The following is an 18,102-nucleotide window of genomic DNA, read 5'->3' as shown; positions in this document are numbered from 1 at the left end:
CGGAGAAGGGCGTCCCGGTGGCCGGGCCCGCGCATCTGCCCGAGCGCTACCGGGTGGAGGTCGAGGACCCGGGCGCGCGCGGCCGGCCTGCGGTCGGTACGGCTGTCGGTGTGGCGCCGGCGGACGACCGCGGTCGCCCTCTATGAGCGGCTCGGCTTCGTCGTCACCGACTCGTGGGACTCCCGCGACGACCTGGTCTGTATGGAGCACCCCTTCGGCCGCGAAGGCGACGCGTAGCGGCAGGGACAGGCCGCAGTGGTGGGGGTGCGTCGTAAGTGGGGGGTCCTGCTGTGGAGGGTGTTGTGGCAGCGGGGGTGGTATCGGCGGGGGCGTTCAGCCGACTTCGCGCAGGACCGGGGTTTCGGATATCTCGTGATGCCCGTTTCGGGCGGGCCATGAGGCGGGGACGACGGCCCAGACGGTGGTCGCCTCCTCATCGTGCCTGACCCCCCAGCGCTCGGCCAGGTATTCCACGATGCCGAGCCCACGGCCGCCGAGGGACGACAGAGTCGGGCGGCCCGCACGGGGTTCCGTACACGCGCCTCCGTCGCTCACGGCCACCTCGACCTGGGTGTCCGAGCAGAGCCACGCCACCTTGAGCTGCCCGGATGGGAGTGGGTGGGCGTGGCGCAGCGCGTTGCTCAGCAGTTCGCTCATGATCAGAACGACGTCGTCGACGGCCGAGGCGAGCAACCCCGCGTTCGAAAGATCGGCGCTGAGGCGCTGACGTGCGACGGCGACGCTCGACGGTGCGTACGGCAGCATCACAACGCTCGACGCACTCACCTCCCCGTTCCCCCCGTTCCTGCTGCACAAGCCAGTACGACCGAAATGCCCCGCTTACTCGGCCGGGAAACCGTGCCCCGGATCACAGCTTGTGCACATTGGACAATAGTTCAGTCCTTAAGTGGTGACGCCACGCTCCGATCTGTCTTATCAGGATGAAGATCCTGCCGAGTTCAACACCAGGCGCATGCGGGTTCCACCACCCGATCGGGGCAGCGCGGCGACGTCTCCGCCCTGGGCGCGGGCGAGGTTGCGCACGATGTAGAGCCCGAGCCCGACCCCGCCGAACCTGCGCCGGTTGCCGCTGTCGGCCTGGACGAACCGCTCGAAGATCCGCTCCCGGTCGCCCGCCGCGATGCCCACTCCCTCGTCGTCCACCACCAGCACGACCCGGTCGTTCTCCGGCCACGCCTCGACCCGGATCAGGCCGCCGTCTGGGGAGTATTTGAACGCGTTCTCCAGCAACTGGGCGAGGAGGATGTCGGTCGCCAGCGCGTCCCCGTACACCAGGGGGAGATCGGGCGGGATGTCCACCTCCAGCCGGTGGCGGTCGGACAGGACCGGCAGTCCGAGCGTCGCCGCGTGCACCCGGGCGGCCAGGTCGAAGGGCTCGACCCTGACCTTCAGCTCCTCCGCGCCGGCCCGGGCGCCGAGCAGCAGGTGGTCCATGAGCTGCCCGAGCGAGCGGGCGCGCTCGGCGATCGTGTGGACCGCCGACCGCCGCTCCTCGTCGGACAGGTGATCCCACCGTGAGTCGAGCGTGCTGGCGAAGCCGTGGACGATCGTGATCGGCGTACGCAGCTCGTGGCTGGTGGTGGCGAGGAAAAGGTCCTTGGCCTCCTCCAGTTCCTTGGCCCGGGTCACGTCGCGGAAGTCGACGACGGTCTCCCCCGTCTCCCGGATCTCCGCGCACAGCACGTCGAGCCAGCGGCCGGACGGGAGCTGAAAGGTGAGCTTCTCCCCCGGCGCCGGCAGCGGGAAGGGCGGCGGCCCTCCGATGACCCGGTCCGCCGGGTGGCCGGTCAGCTCGGCCGCCGCGGGGTTCCACCGAACGACCGCGCCCGCGCCGTCCAGCACCGCGATGCCGTCGGCGCTGGCGTCGAAGACGGCCCGCTCGTGGGCGCGCTGCCGCACCGCCTCCTGGTACGCCATGGCGTTGGCGACCGCGATGCCGGCGTGCCCGGCGAGGAGTTCGAGCAGTTCGAGCTCCAGATGGCTCGCCTTGCGCCGGGCGAACAACGCGTAGAGCGCTCCATAAGGACGCCCGCCCACGGCGGCGATGCCGACGGCGATCGTGTGCAGGCCGGGCAGCCGCGCCCAGATCAGGTCCTGGAAGCCCTCGGGGCCGGTCTCCAGCAGCACGGTCTTGCCGGTGCGCAGCAGCTTGGCGACCAGGCTGGTGTGCAGCCCCGCGGTGGCCCCGCGCAGCGTCTCCGGCAACTGGTGGACGCCGACCAGGCGCAGCCGCTCCCCTTCGATGGACACGAAGCCGCCGGCGTCGGCGCCGGTCAGCTCGGTCAGGCTCGCGGCGATGCGGTCGAGCACGACGGGCAGGTCGAGCTCGGCGTTGATGTCGCCGACCACGTCGGTCAGCCGGCGCACCAGGCGGGCGCGGCGCACCATCCTGCCGTGCGCGGCGTCGTCGTCCTCGGCGGCGTGGTAGACGCTCACGTAGCCGAGCAGGGCACCGGCCGGCGAGCTCAACGCGCTCGTGTCCACCCGCAGATCGAGCAGCCGTCCGTCACGGTGGAGGCGCTTGGTGGTCAGCGACACCCGGCCGCCCGCGCGTACGCGTTCGAGCACGGCGTTGTGCTCGGCCATCAGCTCGTCGGGCACGATCGGGGCCCGCCTGCCCAGCAGATCGGACGCGGGCCAGCCGAACAGCCGCTCGGCCGCCGCGTTCCAGCTCAGCACGGCCAGGTCACGGTCCAGCGCGACGATCGCGTCGGGGGAGCCGGCCAGGACCGCACGCGCGAGGCCCTCCTCGGCGTCGCCCAGGATCGCGCCGCCGAGGACCGCGTCGCCCAGGATCGCGGCGTCCGGGACCGCGGGGGCGAGGTCCGCCGTCCGGCCGTCCACGCTGCTGTCACCCACGTCCCCATCGTGCCTTCTTTCACCTTTTGATCTTGGGCTTTTCCGTCACCTCGCGACCGCTCCGATACGCTGCCAGCACGCAGAGAAGAGAAAGTGGGGCGCCCATGTCCACCGAGGACCTCGAGGCCCTGCTCCGCGTGACCTCGCCGGGGTACGTCGGCGTGGCCCCGCCCGAGGTCGCCTTCGGCACCATGGACGCGCCGGTGGGCCGCCTGGTCCTCGCGGTGACCGCCCGTGGCGTGCTGGCCTGCACCTATGAGGACGAGCACCAGGTCTTCGCCCGGGTCTCCCGCGCCGTCGGCTCGTTCATCGGGCCCGATCCGCGCCGCATAGATCCCCTGCGCCGGGAACTGGACGCGTACTTCACGGGCAGGCTGCGCACCTTCTCCCTTTCGGTGGACCTGCGCCTGGTCACCGGCTTCAGCCGTACGGTGATCCAGCTCATGCCGGCCGTGCCGTACGGCAGCGTCACGACCTACCAGGAGATCGCCGAGCGGATCGGGCGGCCGCAGGCGCCCCGCGCGGTGGCCAACGCCCTGGCCGGCAACCCCGTCTGCGTGCTCCTGCCGTGCCACCGGGCGGTGGATGGCCCCGGCTCGCTCGGCGGGTACGCCGGCGGCCCGGCGGCCAAGGAGCACCTGCTCCGCCTGGAAGGCGCCCTCTGACCGCCCGGGAGACCACTGCCCGGGAGACCACTGCCCGGGAGACCACTGGATCGCCGGCGCCCGGCGGCCCCGGCGCTGCCGTGCGCGAGGGCCGGGGGTGGGAGGGGGCGCGCCTCTAACCGCGCGACGGCAGGCGGCGGCCCAGGAGAGACAGCGCGACGGTCGCCAGCCCGGCGACGAGGAACGCGGCGAGCGCGGCGTTCATCCAGGGCTGGTGGACGAACCCGAGGGTGTCGCGGACCCCGCTCCAGATCCCGTCCCACCAGGCGACCGTAGGGGTGGAGGTCACGATCCAGTACGCCGCGAACCCGAGGATCCACGGCACGACCATGAGCCAGCGCGAGGGGGCGTCCTCGGCCGTGTTCCACCGGGCCCTCCCGCCGAGCAGGAAGTAGTCCACCACGAGCACGGAGAACATCGGCACGAACACCGCGCCGATCACGCTCAGGAACGCGCCGTAGGAGTTCACGTCGGCGAACAGCGCGATCAACGTGGTGAGCACGCCGATCACGACCGAGATCACCCGGCGGTCCCAGCGCGGCGCGAGGTTCTGGATCGACACGGTCGTCGAGTAGACGTTCGCGAACGACTGGTCGGCCTCGCGCAGCACCAGGATGCCGAAGAACACGACCCCCAGAGGAGCGGCCACGAACGGGTCCCACACCTTGTCGCCGTCGTTGCCGACCAGGGCGAGCGCGGCGATGCCGAGGGCCAGGCAGGCCACCTGGGCGATCGTGTATCCGGCGACCACGCCGGTGAACGCCGCGCCGCTCGACCGCGAGTGCCTGGCGTAGTCGGCGGCCATCGGCACCCACGACACCGACAGCGCGATGACGTAGTCGACGGCGGGGGCGAAGGCGTCCCAGGAGCCGCCCCCCACGGACGGCCCCTGCCGGAACAGGGCGATCGACAGCCAGATCATCGCGATCACCACGCCGGCGGTGACGTAGCGCCGCAGCAGCCGCAGCGCGCCGAGCGGCCGGATCGTCAGCGCGATCGTCAGCACCCCCGCCGCCACCGCCCACACCGCGTACGGCACCGCCGTGCCGAACAGCGCCTGCGCGCCGTTGGCGATGACCCACAGCTCGAAGGCGCCCCAGCCGAGCATCTGAACGATGTTCAGCACGGTCGGGATGTACGACAGCCGGGCCCCGAACAGGCCCCGCAGCAGCACCATGGCGGGCCGCCCGGTGTGCACGCCGGGAATCGCGGCCAGGCCGACCATCGCCGTCCCGAGCAGGCTGCCGACGACGGCGGCGAGCACCGCCGCGGTGAACGTCAGCGGCTTGCCGCCCAGCGGGTCGAGCAGGAACAGCGCCCCCGAGAAGCCCAGAAGGCTGACCCCGAGATTCGCCCAGAACGCGCCCTGGTCGAGCAGCCCCAGGGTCCTCGGAGCCTCCTCGTCCAGAGTGAGGGGAACCTCCGCGTGCGCGTCGTCGACGACGGCAGAAGTCATCACACGCTCCCTACGCCGGCATTATCCGGACAGGTTCATGCGGTCGGCGGCACGAGTTCGATCCGCCCTCTCAGCCCGGTCACGCCCGAGCTCCCGCGAGTTATTGATGATGTCTTGGGGATTATGACACTTCTTTGACCGTTTTCCTACGCCGCCCCCGCCCGTACGCGACCGCCGCCGCCTGCCGTAGGCGACCGCCGCCGTCCCTACGCGACGTAGGGCGTGTCGCCGGTCTCGCTCACCATCGGACGGCCGACCGCGGCCCAGGACCGCATGCCGCCGTCCACGTTCACGGCGTCGCGGCCGATGTGGTTGAGCCACATCGCGGCGTGCGCCGACCGGCCGCCGACCCGGCAGAGCACGTACACCGGCCGGTCGTGCGGCACCTCCTCCACCCGCGCCTGCAGCTCGCCGAGCGGGATGTGGACGGCGCCGGGCGCGTGGCCCGCCACCCACTCGTCTTTTTCGCGGACGTCCAGCAGGTACGCGTCCTCGGGCAGTGCCTCGGGGGCGATTTCCGGCAAAGTCATGCGCCCATTCTGACGGCACACCACCGATGCCCGGGCCCGTGTCGCGAGCTGTGACCCACGGTGATCCGCGGGCGCTACTTGAGCAGGCGCGACAGCCGGCGGTCGGCCAGCGGCTTGCCACCGGTCTGGCAGGTCGGGCAATACTGCAGCGACGAGTCGGCGAACGACACCTCCCTGATCGTGTCGCCGCACACCTCGCACGCCTCGCCCGTACGGCCGTGCACACGCAGGCCCGACTTCTTCTCCGACTTGAGGTCCTTGGCCGCCAGCCCCCTGGCCCGCCCGACGGCGTCCCGCAACGTGCTCACGATCGCGTCGTGCAGGTCGGCGATCTGGCCGTCCGTCAGCGTTCCGGCGATCTTGAAGGGCGACATCTTCGCGACGTGCAGCACCTCGTCGGAGTAGGCGTTGCCGATGCCCGCGATCACCTTCTGGTCGCGCAGCAGGCCCTTGATCTGCGTGCGGCTCCCGCCCACGATCGTCTTGAGCAGGTCGGGCGTGAAGTCCTCCGACAGCGGGTCGGGCCCGAGGCCGGCGATGCCGGGAACGTCCTGGGGATCGCGCACGACATAGACGGCCAGACGCTTCTGCGTGCCCGCCTCGGTCAGCTCGAACCCGGGGGCGCGGCCGTCCTCGCCCGGCGACAGCCGCACGCGGACCGCGAGCGGGCCCTTGCCCGGCCGCACCGGTTTGGCGCCGGTGAGGTCGTCACGCCAGCGCAGCCAGCCGCCGCGGGCGAGATGGGTGACGAAGTGCAGGCCGTCGCAGTCGACGTCGAGGAACTTGCCGTGCCGCGCCACGCCGGTGACGAGCAGCCCGGCGAGCGCGGTGACGGGCGGGTCGACGGTCTTTAGCGCCTGGAAGGCGGTCACGTCGACCCCGATGACGGCACGGCCGACGGCGTGCTCGCGGAGGAACTCGGCGAGCGCCTCGACCTCGGGCAGCTCCGGCATGCCCTCACACTAACCCCGACGGTCAGGGCACGTCCCAGAACGCGAGCTCGTGCTCCATCCCGCGGACGAACAGCTCCCGGGCGCGCGCCGGGTCCGGCGCCGCCTCGTCGATCATGGTCCCGATGCGCGCGGCGAGGGCGGCGAATCCGGGATCGGCGTAGGTGTCCACCCAGGCGCGGTAGCGCGGCTCGGCCGGCGGGTCGGCGGCCAGGATCCCGCCGAGCGTCGAGTAGCCCCACATGCAGGGATAGAGCGCCGCCAGCCCCTCGCCGTAGTTCGCCGCCGACTCCAGCAGGAACGAGGTGTACGCCGCGCAGGCCGGCCCCTTCACCGCCCCGTCGAGGTCGGCGCCGAACCCGCCCGCCAGCGACCGGTGCAGGTCGAGCTCGTCGTGCCAGGTCGCGTACGCCAGGTCGACCAGGTCGCCGAGGTGGGCGTCCGGAGCCTGCCAGGCCAGCCGCGAGAACACCCGGACGTAGTCGAGCAGGAACAGGTAGTCCTGCTCCAGCCAGGACCGGAAGACCGCCTCGGGCAGGTCGCCCGCCGCGATGCCGCGTACGGTCGGGTGCGCGAGCTGGGCGTCCAGCATCGGCCGCCCGATGGCGTGCAGGTCGGCAGAGATTCCCATAAGGGCTCATTGTGACCTTAGTCCGGAGCTAGGCTCGACCTCGTGACACTGACGATCGCCGAGGAAGTGGTGTTGCTGGCCTACCGGGAGGACACCGGGAAGCCGATCATCGGCTCGGTGGAGCTCGACTGCGCCCTGGCCGGGGCCCTGCTCGCGGAGCTGGCCGTACGCCGCCGGGTGGACCTCGACGGCACGAAGGTCGTGCCCGTCGATCCCACCCCGGTGGGCGAGGAGGAACTGGACGCCGCGCTCACCCGCATCGCCGAGGAGCGACGACCGCGCAAGGCCGACTGGTGGGTGGGCAAGCTCCGCGCGGACAGGCTGCGCAAGCGGCTGCTGACGCGGCTGGCCGCCCGGGGCGTGCTGAGCGAGCAGGCGGGCAGATTCCTGGGGATCTTCCCCACCACGCGCTATCCGGAGCTCGACCCGAGCCACGAGCGGGACGTGCGGGAACGCGTCGAGAGCGTGCTGGCCGGCGCCGAGCCGGACGAGCGGACGGCGGTCCTGATCGCGGTCGTGCACGCGGCCAAGCTCGACCGCAAGGCGTTTCCCGGCGCTCCGAAGGGCCGGGTCAAGGAGATCGCCGAGGGCCAGTGGACCGCCGAGGCCGTCCGCAAGACGATCAAGTCGATCCAGGCCGCCGTGGTCGCGGCCACGGCCGCCGCGACGGCCGCGGCCACCGCCTCCGGGAGCTGACCCCCTGACCTCCTGACGCTGACCCCCGCCGCCGGCGCGAGCGGGGGTGCGCTACTTGGTGATGACGTCCTTGGGCACCTGCTTGTCGGCGGCGAGCGCCTCGAACAGGCGCAGCGCCTTCTGGGTGTCCCACTTGACCACCGCCTGCCCGCCGATCGTCGGCAGCGAGCCGATCGGCACGGCGGTGGCGACCGGCCCCTCGCGCATGGCCAGGCCGACCGACAGCAGGTCGAACAGGCCGGTGCCGGGGTCCACGGCCACCGAGTCGGCCGCGCTCAGCGCCAGCGGGATCGAGGTGAACGGGTTGATCAGCGTGCCCGGGCTCGCGGCCTTCTGGACGACGGCAGAGAAGAACTGACGCTGCCGCTGGGTGCGCTCGAAGTCCGGGATGGGGCCGGTGGCCCGGGTGCGGACGTAGCCGAGCGCGGTGCCGCCGTCCATGTCCTGGCAGCCCTTCTTCAGGTCGATCCCGGCCTTGGGGTCCTTGATGTCCTGCTTCACGCAGATGTTGACCCCGCCGACCGCGTCCACGATGCCGACGAACCCGCCGAAGCCGATCTCCATGTAGTGGTCGATCCGGATGCCGGTCACCCGCTCGACCGTCTTGGTCAGCAGCTTCGGCCCGCCGAAGGCGTACGCCGCGTTCAGCTTGGTGCTGCCGTGCCCCTCGACCGGGACGTACGAGTCACGGGGCAGGCTGACCAGGGTCGGCCGGCCGCTCTCGGGGATGTGCAGCAGCATCATCGTGTCGGTGCGCTTGCCGACCGCCTTTCCGGTGGCCAGCTTCTTGCGCTGCGCGGCCGTCAGGCCCGCCCGGCTGTCGGATCCGACCAGCAGCCAGTCTTGACCCGGCGTCTCGGCGGGCCGTCCGTCGTAGTCGGTCAGCGACTCGACCGGCTTCAACCGGGAGCCGATCCAGAAATATCCGGCGACCGCGGCGACGAGCAGGAGCACGACCACCACCACGACGACCCGCAGGACGATCCTGCCCGTCCGGCGCGGCCCGCGTCCGCCGCCGTGTGCGGACCTGTCACGGCCCGTCGGACCGCCGCCACCGCCGTGCGGGGCGCCCGCCTGGTCTGCCGCCTCGTGCCTGCTCCCGCCGAGCGGACGGACCGGACTGCTGCCGGAACGCGGCTTGCCGTACACCTTGGACCGGACCCGGGGGACCGTGTCCTCCCTGCCGGACCCCGACGATGGGGCCGGCCGAGATCGGCCGGAGCCTGCCGGAGCGGCCGCCTGAGGCCGGCCGGGCGATGGCTGCGCCGCCGACGGCTGGGCCGCCGGTGGCTGGGCTGTGGGTGGTCCGGCCGGGCGCCGGTACGCACGGGTCGCCTCGTTCTCGTCGGCCACGTGAACCCCCAGCCCTCAGCGTGCTTGCGACTGCTTTGTCGGCATCGGCGGAACTCTTTGCCGATGCGCCCCCATCTTCACGGTACCCAGACGTCCTCTAAGCAGTCAGTAAAGGCTGCTGGGAAACACAGGAGAGATTCCAGCCGTTACGGTGGTATACCACTACGCGAAAGGATCGTCGTGTCCGTTCCGGACCCCTGGAGTACCTGCCCGTGCACAGGCACGGGATCTCATGATCGCATGGCGGACGCCCGATGAGCGCCGCCTTGGGCCTGCTGGCCGTTCTCCTTCTGACCCTGGCCACCGGATTCTTCGTGGCGCAGGAGTTCGCCTTCGTGGCCGCCGACCGCGGCACTCTCCGTGAGCAGGCGGCGGCCGGCGACGCCGCGGCGCGCCGGGCGCTCGAGATCACCGGACGCCTGTCTTTCATGCTCTCCGGCGCGCAGCTCGGGATCACCGTCACCACCCTGCTGGTGGGTTTCATCGCCCAGCCGGCGATCGCCGACCTGCTGCGCGGCCCCCTGGAGGCCGCCGGGCTGCCCGGCTCGGCCGTCCCGGGCGTGGCGGTGGCCCTCGGGGTCGCGATCGCCACGGTCGTGCAGATGATCCTCGGCGAGCTGGCCCCCAAGAACCTCGGCATCGCGCGGCCCGACGACGTCGCGAAGTTCCTCTCCCGCCCCACGCACGTCTATCTCGTTGTCGCCGGGCCGCTCATCCGCCTGTTCGACGCCGCGGCCACCCGGCTCGTCCGCCTGTTCGGCATCGAGCCCGTCGAGGAGCTCGAACACGGCGCCACCCCCGAGGAGCTGTCGCGCATCGTGAGCGAGTCGGCCGCGGCCGGCGAGCTGCCGCCCCGGCTGGCCGACATGCTGGAGCGGGCGCTGGAGTTCGGCGACCGCACCGCCGAGGACGTCATGGTCCCCCGCCCGCGCGTGGTCTCGCTACGCGCCGAGTGGCCGATCAGCGAGTTCCTCGACGCCCTCCGCACCCACGGCCACTCCCGCTATCCCGTGCTGGGCACCGACGCCGACGACGTCGTCGGGGTGGCCGGGCTGCTCGAATATCTGCAGGCCGGCTCTCCCTCCGACGGGCTCGTCGGCGGCATCACCCGCGCGCCGCTGCTGGTCCCCGCGACCCTGCCGCTGCCCGAGCTGCTGCGGCGGATGACCTCCGCGGGCGAGACGTTCGCCTGTGTGATCGACGAGTACGGCGGCCTGGCCGGCGTCGTGACGCTGGAGGACCTGGCCGAGGAGCTCGTCGGCGAGCTGGTGGACGAGAACGACCCCGAACCCCTCGGTGTCGTACGGCGAGGCGAGGGCGTCTGGGACGTGCCGGGCACCCTCCGCCTCGACGAGGTCGAGCGCGCCACCCACATCCGGCTGCCCGAGAGCGAGGACTACGAGACCGTGGCCGGTCTCGTCCTCGCGCTCCTCGGCCGGATGGCCGAGCCGGGCGACCGCGTGGTCTCCCCGCTCGTGCCCGAGCCCCATCTCTTCGAGGACGAGGGCGACGAGGCCGAGCGGGCCGTGCTCACGGTCCTGAGCGTGCGCCGCCGCGTCCCCGAGTGGGTGCGGGTGTCGACGGAGACGTCGGCGGACGCGCAGGCCCAGGAGTCCGCGAACGTGGATGCGGACGCCGGTGAGCGGCCCGGCCGGGAGAAGGCCCGTGCGGCCGCCCGCGGCTCGGGCGGCAGCGACTACGCCACCGAGCTGTTCTCCGCGCTGTTCCAGGGCAGGCCCGCATGAGCGCTCTCACCGGTGTCCTGCTCGGCGTCGTCCTGCTCGCCGTCAACGGGTTCTTCGTCGCGGCCGAGTTCGCCCTGGTCTCCGCCCGCCGCCACCGGCTGGAGGAGATCGCCGCCAGCGGCGGCCGGCTCGCCAAGGTCGCGGCCCGCGCCGCGGTCAGGGGCGGGCGCGAGCTGTCGCTCATGCTCGCCGGGGCGCAGCTCGGCATCACGCTGGCCTCCCTGGGCCTCGGCATGGTCGCCGAACCCTCCATCGAGCACCTGCTGGAGCCGGTCCTCACGCTGCTGCCCGAGTCGTTGCGCACCCCCGTGGTGTACGTCGTGGCGCTCGCCCTGGTGACGTTCCTCCACATGGTCGTGGGCGAGATGGCGCCCAAGTCGCTGGCGCTCACCCACCCTGAGCGCGCCGCGATGGGGCTGGCGCTGCCGTTCCGCGGCTTCGCCTGGGTCGTCCGCCCGATCCTGGCCCTGCTGAACGCGATGACCAACGGCATCCTGCGGCTGGCCGGCGTGCGGCCCCGCGACGAGCTGGCCACCACCCGCACACCCCGCCAGCTCGCCATGCTGGTCGCGGAGTCGGGCCGGATGGGCATGCTCGACCGCGACGAGCACGACCTGCTCACCCGCGCGCTGCGGGTCCACTCCCAGCCGGTCGAGCGGCTGATGGTGCCTGTCAGCGAGGCGCCCTCGGTGCCCGCGAACGCCGACGACCTGCTCGTCCGCCGTACGGCCGCGCGCGGGGGCAGCCTGCGCATGCTGGTCGTCACCCCCGACGACGTGGTCGGCGTGCTCCACGTGCGCGACGCGGTCCTCCAGCCGGGTCGCAGCGCCGGCGAGCTGGCGACCCCCGTCCCCCGCATGACGAAGGACACCACGATCTCCGACGCCGTGACCCTGCTGCAGGAGGCCCACGCGCAGCTCGGGCTCGTCACCGACGCCGGCGGCACGCCCGTCGGTGTGATCGATCTCACCACTCTGGTCGGCGAGCTGCTCGCCGCCTGACTCGGCGCGGCGCGCCCGCTTGTGTGAGCGGGCGCGCCGGCCCGGTACGGTCCCGCCCCGCGCCCGCGACGTCACCCGGCATCTCTCACCGCGAGACGTTTGCGCTCACGAACTGGGACAGAAGGTAAAGGTCGCCCCCTGCAAGCGCGGGGAAAGTGGTTTGAAAGGCGGCCTCCTGAGAATGTGCAGTGCGCGACGGAGGGGCCCCGATCTTCGGGGCCCCCGCCGCGACATCGCCAGGAGGGCCCGCGCCGTGCGGGCCGGGACGGGAGGCCGGACGTGGACGCTTCGCTCGCGATCAGGCGACGTGGCCCGTCCGCCCGGGGATCGCAGGGGGTGATCCCCCTCGGCGGTGGAAAGAAAAAACCCCGCCGGGCGGAAGATTCTCCTCCAACCGAGCGAGGCCGCTCACGTGTCCAGAGGTTCCAGGGGGTCGTCTCCCTGGGTGACACAACACCCCTGGGGGATGCAAAGAGAAAGCCTCGCGGGGAGGAAGCTCTGCTTCCGGCCACTCGAGGCTGCCCGCCTGACCGGGGGTTCCAGGGGGTTGTCCCCCTGGGTGATGCAAAGAGAAAGCCTCGCGGGAAGGAAGCTCTGCTTCCGACCAGACGAGGCTGCTTTCTCGTGGGCAAGGGGGGAGTTGAACCCCCACGTCCTCTCGGACACACGGACCTGAACCGTGCGCGTCTGCCATTCCGCCACTTGCCCTTGCGGTTGGCCCCCATCTCTGGGTGCCTGGAAAGGTTAGCACGTATCCGCCCGTGCTTACGAACCCGGATACGATCCTTCTAAACGACGATGCGAAGGAGCTCAGTGCAGCACCGGAGCGATCGCGACCGTAGTGGCATTGGAAGGGAGGGATCCGGTGGGAGTCCTTCAGCGCTTCGAGCGCCGGCTCGAAGGGTTGGTTGAAGGGGCCTTCGCGCGGGCGTTCAAGTCTGATCTCCAGCCGGTCGAGGTTGCCAGCGCCGTGCAGAGGGAGATGGACGAGCGCGCCGCGATCGTCGCTCAGGGTCGCACGCTCGTGCCGAACGACTTCGTGGTGGAGCTGTCGACGACCGACAGCGAACGGCTGGAGGTGTACGCCGACAGCATCAGCCACGAGCTCGCCACTCTCGCCCGGGAGTACGCCAAGGAACAGGGCTACTCGTTCGTCGGGCCGGTGCGGGTGCGTTTCGAGACCGCGGACGATCTCGCCGTCGGGCTCTTCCGCATCCGTTCGGGTGTGATCAGGGGCGCGACGGTGGAGCAGGACGAGATCCGTCAGCCGCCGAGCGACCTGCCCGCCAGCCGTCCCAGCGCGTTCCAGGGCCGCCCCCGGCTGCTCGTCTCCACCCAGGACGACCCCCAGGGCCAGCGGTCTTACGAGCTGACCACGCCGGTCACTTTGCTGGGCCGCGGGACCGATTGTGATCTTCGGCTGGTGGATCCCGGCGTATCACGGCATCATGCCGAGCTAAGAGTGGAAGGACCACAGGTCGTGCTCGTGGACCTGGGGTCGACCAACGGCACCTTCGTCAACGGCCAGCCGGTCCGCAGGATCGAGATGCAGGACGGGACGAGGGTGACGCTCGGCCGCACGACACTGGTGTTCAGGCGCGATTAGAGGTAGACAAACGGTCCATGTCCGAGCTAACGCTGCTGCTGATCCGGCTCGCCTTCCTGGCGGTGCTGTGGTTCTTCGTGATCGCCGCGGTCGGCGTCATCCGGACAGACCTGTTCGGTCCGCGTACGGCTCCCGCGCCCGCACGAAAACCGGTCAAGCAACCCCGATCGGTTTCCAAGCCCAAAAAGGGCGAACCCCGCCAGCTGATCGTCACCGGTGGCCCCCTGCAAGGGACCATCATCAACCTCACGGAGACGCCAATCACCATCGGCCGGGCGAACGACGCCACGCTGGTTCTCAGCGACGACTACGCTTCGAGCCGGCACGCCCGGCTCTTTCCTCAGGACGGCCAGTGGATCGTGGAGGATCTCGGCTCCACGAACGGCACGTACCTCGAACGCTCGAAAGTGACCCGCCCGACCCCGGTGCCCCTCGGAGTTCCGATCCGCATCGGCAAGACCGTCATCGAATTGCGCAAATGACCATCGCACTCCGCTACGCCGCTCGCTCGGACGTCGGGCTCCTCCGTGAAGGCAACGAGGACTCGGCGTACGCCAGCGGCCGCCTGCTGGCCGTCGCAGACGGCATGGGCGGGCATGCTCACGGCGAGGTGGCCAGCTCGGTCGCCATCGCCGCACTGTCGTCCCTCGACCGGGACGCCTTCGGCAGTGATCTGCTCAGCGCCATCGAGGCGGCGGTCCGGGACGCCAACCACCAGCTGCACGCGATGGTGGCCCGCGACCCCAGCCTCAAGGGCATGGGCACCACGCTCACCGCGATGCTCTGGAACGGCTCACGCTTCGCCCTGGTCCATGTGGGCGACTCCCGGGCCTACCTGCTCAGGAACGGCGAGCTGTACCAGATCACGCACGACCACACGCTGGTGCAGTCGCTGGTGGACGACGGGCGGATCACCCAGGAGGAGGCCGCCAACCATCCCCAGCGTTCGATACTGCTGCGCGCGCTGGACGGCAGCGGCGAGGTCGATCCCGACCTGCAGGACCGGGAGGCCCAGGTGGGCGACCGTTACCTGCTGTGCTCGGACGGTCTCTCCACGGTGGTCAGCGCCGAGACCCTGCACCACACCCTGACCACGATCGACGATCCCGAGGACGTCGTCCGGCAGCTCATCGACCTCGCCAACCGGGGCGGCGGGCCGGACAACATCACCTGTGTGGTCGCCGACGTGATCGAGGTGGACGACATGCAGCCGCCCCTGGGGGCGGCGGCGGTCGTCGGTGCGGCCGGCTCCGGCCGGGTCCGCTCGGCGCCGCCCGACACCCCCGCGGGCCGGGCCACCACCGTCACCGCGCCCCAACCCGTGCTCACCGACGACGACCTGGACGACGAACCCGCGCGCGAGGCCCAGGCCTCCGCGCGGCGTTCGCGCAAGAGCCGATCGGGCCCGAAAGTGGCCGTCGGGGTGCTGGTCGTCGCCGCCGCGCTCGGTGTGGGCGGCTATTTCGGCTACCAGTGGACCCAGAGCCAGTTCTACATAGGCGCCAAGGGGGACGAGCTCGTCGTCTTCCAGGGCGTCGACGCGGAGGTCGGGCCGGTGTCCTTCAAGAAGGTCGCCTACACCGACCACGTACGCGTCTCGTCGCTGCCGGCGGTGCAGCAGGACCAGGTCCGCAGCGGCATCCCGGTCGACGACCTCCAGGCAGGGATATCCAGGATCAAGAGCTTCGGCGACTCGGCGACGCCAACGGCGGACGCCAAGTCGACGCCGACCCCCACGAGGTCCAGTAAGTGACTGCTGTCGAAGCCACGCCCGTACCGATGACCGCGAAGAGGCGCGGCGCCCAGCTGGGCATGCTCGCCTTCGCCGTGCTGATCGTGATGGGCGCGTACGCCAGCGTCGGGCTCGGAATCAACGGCAAGATCCCGTCCGGCATGCTCGGCTACGGCCTCGGCCTCGGCGGTCTGATGCTCGCGGCCTACCTGGTGCTGGCCAAGTGGGCACCCTGGGCCGATCCCCTTCTGCTTCCCCTCGTGACGCTGGTCAACGGCATCGGCCTGGTGATGATCTACCGGATCGAGCAGTCCGGGCAGGCCGGCGCGTCCGCCACGACCCAGCTCATGTGGACGGCGCTCGGCGTGGTGATGTTCTCCGCGACCCTGATCGTGTTGAAGGACCACCGTGCCTTGCAGCGCCTCACCTACACCGCCGGATTCGTCGGCGTGGTGCTGATGGCCATCCCGGCGCTGCTGCCCGGGTCGCTGAGCGAGGTCCAGGGCGCCAAGATCTGGATCCGCATCGGCGGGTTCTCGATCCAGCCCGGCGAGTTCGCCAAGCTGGCCCTGGTCGTCTTCTTCGCGGGCTACCTCGTCGCCAAGCGCGACGTGCTCGCCCTCGCCGGCCGCCGGCTGCTGTTCATCGACCTGCCCCGCGCCCGCGACCTCGGTCCCGTGCTCATCACCTGGGCCTTCGCGATCGCGACGCTGGTCCTGGAGAAGGACCTCGGCACCTCGCTGCTGCTGTTCGGCGCGTTCATCGCGATGCTCTACATCGCCACCCAGCGCACCTCCTGGGTGCTCATCGGCATCCTGCTGTTCGTCGGCGGCGCCTTCCTCGCCGGGCAGATCTTCAGCCACGTCGAGGCCCGCTTCAACGTCTGGCTGCACGCGGAGGACCCCGCGCTGTACGACGCGGGCGGCGGCAGCTACCAGCTCATGCAGGGGATGTTCGCCATGGGCTCGGGCGGCATCCTCGGCACCGGGCTCGGACAGGGCTACCCCAGGCTGATCCCGCTGTCGTTCTCCGACTTCATCTTCACGGCGACGGGCGAGGAACTCGGCCTCACCGGCCTGATGGCCATCCTCATCGTCTACGCGCTGATCGTCGAGCGGGGGCTGCGCACGTCGCTGACGGCCCGCGACCCGTTCACCAAGCTGCTCGCGGGCGGCCTGTCGTTCATCCTCGCCTGGCAGATCTTCATCATCGTCGGCGGCGTGACCCGGCTCATCCCGCTGACCGGCCTCGTGACGCCGTTCATGTCCGCCGGAGGCTCGGCGCTGCTGGCCAACTGGATGCTCATCGCCCTGCTCGTACGGATGTCCGACGCGGCCCGCCGGCCGCCGCCGCAGGCGATCCAGGACGAGGGGCTTACGCAGGTGATGCAGCGATGAACAGCACACTCAAGCGCGTCTCCGTGGCCTGCCTGCTCATGTTCGGCCTGCTCATGGCCAACGTGACCTACATCGGCGCGGTGAAGGCCGACGGGCTGCGGACCGACTCGCGCAACGTCCGCGGCTTCTACGCCCGATATGCGATCGACCGCGGCTGGATCACGGCCGACAACGGCAAGACCACGCTGGCCAAGACGGTGGACACCGGGGACAAGACGTTCCGGTTCGAGCGGGAGTATCCGCTCGGCAAGCCGTTCACGCACGTGGTCGGCTGGTTCGCGCCGGAGAGCGCCTCGGGCATCGAGGCCGCCATGAACCGCTACCTCGACGGCAGCCACCCCGACCTCGTCGTGCGCCGGGCCATCGACCTCGTCAGCGGCAAGCCCGCCAAGGGCGCGAGCGTCGACCTCACCCTGAACAGCAAGGCCCAGGAGATCGCGTACAAGGACCTGGCCGGCACCGGCAAGCGCGGCGCGGTCGTCGCGCTCGAACCCAAGACCGGCAAGATCCTGGCGATGGTGTCGGTGCCGTCGTACGACCCGAACCCGCTGGCCAAGGTCGACAAGGCGGCGGTCAACAAGGCGTACAACAAGCTGAACAAGGACGACAACAAGCCGCTGCTCAACCGGGCCATCAACCTGACGTTCGCCCCGGGGTCCACGTTCAAGACGGTCACCTCGGCGGCCTACCTCAGCGACGACACCTCGCGCGACGAGAACACTCAGGTCGACGCGCCCGACTCGCTGCCGCTGCCGGGCACGAACATCTCGCTGCCCAACTATCACGGCGAGTCGTGCGGCGGCCGGGCGACGCTGCTGCAGGCGCTCACCATCTCCTGCAACACGCCGTTCGCGATCATGGGCATGGACGTCGGCTACGACAAGCTCAAGGAGCAGGCCGAGAAGTTCGGGGTCGGCCAGCCGCTGAAGATCCCCATGGAGGTCTCGCCCAGCGACATCGGTCCCGACGAGGGCAAGGCGGCTCTCGCCAAGACCGCGATCGGCCAGCAGAGCAACCAGATGACCCCGCTGCAGATGGCGATGGTCGCGGCCGGCATCGCCAACCAGGGCACGGTCATGAAGCCGTACCTGGTCAACAAGATCATGGGGCCGGACGGCGCGGAGATCGAAGGGACCGACCCGGAGGAGCTGGACGAGGCCGTCACGCCCGAGGTGGCCGGCGAGCTGACCAAGATGATGATCGGCGTCATCGAGCACGGCACCGGCGGCGCGGCCAGGCTTCCCGACATCACCGTGGCGGGCAAGACGGGCACGGCGGAGACCCTGCCGGGCAAGCCGTCGCACGCGTGGTTCATCTCCTTCGCCCCCGTGGACAACCCGAAGGTCGCCGTGGCGGTCTTCGTGGAGTCGGGCAGCGCGGGCAACGACGCGACCGGCGGCGCGGTGGCCGCGCCGATCGCGCACGACGTCATGCAGGCGGTGCTCGGGCGGTGACCTACA

17 protein-coding genes, 1 tRNA gene and 1 riboswitch are annotated in these 18,102 nt (G+C 71.0%); of the genes, 10 read left to right on the top strand and 8 right to left on the bottom strand.

Annotation, left to right across the window (positions count from 1 at the left end; translation table 11 throughout):
• Positions 1-108 precede the first annotated feature (108 nt).
• Entirely contained in the window at positions 109-237 is a 129-nt protein-coding gene (locus FLX08_RS42920; protein WP_280117099.1) for a hypothetical protein, read from the top strand.
• Between the two features lie 96 nt (positions 238-333).
• On the opposite strand, the gene FLX08_RS13400 is transcribed toward FLX08_RS42920, so the two are convergent.
• A complete protein-coding gene (locus FLX08_RS13400) occupies positions 334-786 on the bottom strand; it encodes an ATP-binding protein (protein ID WP_341874326.1) in 453 nt (150 codons plus the stop codon).
• A 150-nt stretch (positions 787-936) separates the two neighbouring features.
• Positions 937-2,880, bottom strand: coding sequence for a PAS domain S-box protein (locus FLX08_RS13395; RefSeq protein WP_425280624.1), 1,944 nt, complete (start codon positions 2,878-2,880; stop codon positions 937-939).
• 104 nt (positions 2,881-2,984) lie between these two features.
• Between FLX08_RS13395 and FLX08_RS13390 the strand changes: the two genes are divergently transcribed.
• Positions 2,985-3,545: a methylated-DNA--[protein]-cysteine S-methyltransferase gene (locus tag FLX08_RS13390; protein WP_142619157.1), complete on the top strand. Its 561-nt coding sequence runs from the start codon at positions 2,985-2,987 to the stop codon at positions 3,543-3,545.
• A gap of 115 nt (positions 3,546-3,660) precedes the next feature.
• Here FLX08_RS13390 and FLX08_RS13385 read toward each other — a convergent pair whose 3' ends face one another.
• The 4 genes from FLX08_RS13385 to FLX08_RS13370 form a co-directional block, all read right to left on the bottom strand.
• Positions 3,661-5,001 (bottom strand): purine-cytosine permease family protein, encoded by a 1,341-nt coding sequence (locus FLX08_RS13385; protein WP_142619156.1) that lies wholly within the window; start codon positions 4,999-5,001, stop codon positions 3,661-3,663.
• Positions 4,992-5,108, bottom strand: a riboswitch (TPP riboswitch). (Overlaps the previous gene by 10 nt.)
• 99 nt (positions 5,109-5,207) lie before the next feature.
• Entirely contained in the window at positions 5,208-5,531 is a 324-nt protein-coding gene (locus FLX08_RS13380; protein ID WP_142619155.1) for a rhodanese-like domain-containing protein, read from the bottom strand.
• A 74-nt stretch (positions 5,532-5,605) separates the two neighbouring features.
• Positions 5,606-6,484: an Fpg/Nei family DNA glycosylase gene (locus FLX08_RS13375; protein WP_142619154.1), complete on the bottom strand. Its 879-nt coding sequence runs from the start codon at positions 6,482-6,484 to the stop codon at positions 5,606-5,608.
• Between the two features lie 22 nt (positions 6,485-6,506).
• Positions 6,507-7,112 (bottom strand): TenA family protein, encoded by a 606-nt coding sequence (locus tag FLX08_RS13370; protein ID WP_142619153.1) that lies wholly within the window; start codon positions 7,110-7,112, stop codon positions 6,507-6,509.
• Positions 7,113-7,154: 42 nt separating this feature from the next.
• On the opposite strand from FLX08_RS13370, the gene FLX08_RS13365 reads away from it, so the two are divergent.
• Positions 7,155-7,808, top strand: a complete 654-nt coding sequence (locus tag FLX08_RS13365; protein WP_142619152.1) for a GOLPH3/VPS74 family protein — start codon at positions 7,155-7,157, stop codon at positions 7,806-7,808.
• 51 nt (positions 7,809-7,859) lie between these two features.
• Here the strand turns inward: FLX08_RS13365 and FLX08_RS13360 are convergent, their stop codons facing one another.
• A complete protein-coding gene (locus FLX08_RS13360) occupies positions 7,860-8,957 on the bottom strand; it encodes an LCP family protein (RefSeq protein ID WP_142619151.1) in 1,098 nt (365 codons plus the stop codon).
• Between the two features lie 458 nt (positions 8,958-9,415).
• Between FLX08_RS13360 and FLX08_RS13355 the strand changes: the two genes are divergently transcribed.
• Positions 9,416-10,906, top strand: coding sequence for a hemolysin family protein (locus FLX08_RS13355; protein ID WP_142619150.1), 1,491 nt, complete (start codon positions 9,416-9,418; stop codon positions 10,904-10,906).
• Positions 10,903-11,907, top strand: coding sequence for a CNNM domain-containing protein (locus FLX08_RS13350; protein WP_142619149.1), 1,005 nt, complete (start codon positions 10,903-10,905; stop codon positions 11,905-11,907). The genes FLX08_RS13355 and FLX08_RS13350 overlap by 4 nt, the downstream gene beginning before the upstream one ends.
• Before the next feature lie 625 nt (positions 11,908-12,532).
• On the opposite strand, the gene FLX08_RS13345 is transcribed toward FLX08_RS13350, so the two are convergent.
• Positions 12,533-12,615: transfer RNA gene (locus FLX08_RS13345), tRNA-Leu, on the bottom strand.
• A gap of 157 nt (positions 12,616-12,772) precedes the next feature.
• Between FLX08_RS13345 and FLX08_RS13340 the strand changes: the two genes are divergently transcribed.
• From FLX08_RS13340 to FLX08_RS13320, 5 genes are read left to right on the top strand one after another with little or no spacing between them, the layout of a single operon-like run.
• On the top strand, positions 12,773-13,513 hold the full coding sequence (locus FLX08_RS13340; RefSeq protein WP_079313435.1) for an FhaA domain-containing protein: 741 nt from the start codon (positions 12,773-12,775) through the stop codon (positions 13,511-13,513).
• A 17-nt stretch (positions 13,514-13,530) separates the two neighbouring features.
• Positions 13,531-13,995, top strand: coding sequence for an FHA domain-containing protein FhaB/FipA (locus FLX08_RS13335; RefSeq protein WP_142619148.1), 465 nt, complete (start codon positions 13,531-13,533; stop codon positions 13,993-13,995).
• Complete coding sequence (locus FLX08_RS13330; RefSeq protein WP_142619147.1) at positions 13,992-15,266, top strand: Stp1/IreP family PP2C-type Ser/Thr phosphatase; 1,275 nt, start codon at positions 13,992-13,994, stop codon at positions 15,264-15,266. The genes FLX08_RS13335 and FLX08_RS13330 overlap by 4 nt, the downstream gene beginning before the upstream one ends.
• A 26-nt stretch (positions 15,267-15,292) precedes the next feature.
• Positions 15,293-16,642 (top strand): FtsW/RodA/SpoVE family cell cycle protein, encoded by a 1,350-nt coding sequence (locus FLX08_RS13325; RefSeq protein WP_142619146.1) that lies wholly within the window; start codon positions 15,293-15,295, stop codon positions 16,640-16,642.
• A complete protein-coding gene (locus FLX08_RS13320) occupies positions 16,639-18,096 on the top strand; it encodes a peptidoglycan D,D-transpeptidase FtsI family protein (RefSeq protein WP_142619145.1) in 1,458 nt (485 codons plus the stop codon). The genes FLX08_RS13325 and FLX08_RS13320 overlap by 4 nt, the downstream gene beginning before the upstream one ends.
• Positions 18,097-18,102 lie beyond the last annotated feature (6 nt).

This window comes from Microbispora hainanensis (genome assembly GCF_006874475.1).
GTDB lineage: Bacteria > Actinomycetota > Actinomycetes > Streptosporangiales > Streptosporangiaceae > Microbispora > Microbispora hainanensis.
This window is presented reverse-complemented; position numbering and strand designations above follow the sequence as displayed.

Coding starts and splice junctions, on each gene's coding strand:
- FLX08_RS13325 (WP_142619146.1), top strand. CDS start 15,293: ATGACCGCGAAGAGGCGCGGCGCCCAGCTGGGCATGCTCGCCTTCGCC.
- FLX08_RS13350 (WP_142619149.1), top strand. CDS start 10,903: ATGAGCGCTCTCACCGGTGTCCTGCTCGGCGTCGTCCTGCTCGCCGTC.
- FLX08_RS13320 (WP_142619145.1), top strand. CDS start 16,639: ATGAACAGCACACTCAAGCGCGTCTCCGTGGCCTGCCTGCTCATGTTC.
- FLX08_RS13370 (WP_142619153.1), bottom strand. CDS start 7,112: ATGGGAATCTCTGCCGACCTGCACGCCATCGGGCGGCCGATGCTGGAC.
- FLX08_RS13380 (WP_142619155.1), bottom strand. CDS start 5,531: ATGACTTTGCCGGAAATCGCCCCCGAGGCACTGCCCGAGGACGCGTAC.
- FLX08_RS13335 (WP_142619148.1), top strand. CDS start 13,531: ATGTCCGAGCTAACGCTGCTGCTGATCCGGCTCGCCTTCCTGGCGGTG.
- FLX08_RS13375 (WP_142619154.1), bottom strand. CDS start 6,484: ATGCCGGAGCTGCCCGAGGTCGAGGCGCTCGCCGAGTTCCTCCGCGAG.
- FLX08_RS13330 (WP_142619147.1), top strand. CDS start 13,992: ATGACCATCGCACTCCGCTACGCCGCTCGCTCGGACGTCGGGCTCCTC.
- FLX08_RS13390 (WP_142619157.1), top strand. CDS start 2,985: ATGTCCACCGAGGACCTCGAGGCCCTGCTCCGCGTGACCTCGCCGGGG.
- FLX08_RS13385 (WP_142619156.1), bottom strand. CDS start 5,001: ATGACTTCTGCCGTCGTCGACGACGCGCACGCGGAGGTTCCCCTCACT.
- FLX08_RS13355 (WP_142619150.1), top strand. CDS start 9,416: ATGAGCGCCGCCTTGGGCCTGCTGGCCGTTCTCCTTCTGACCCTGGCC.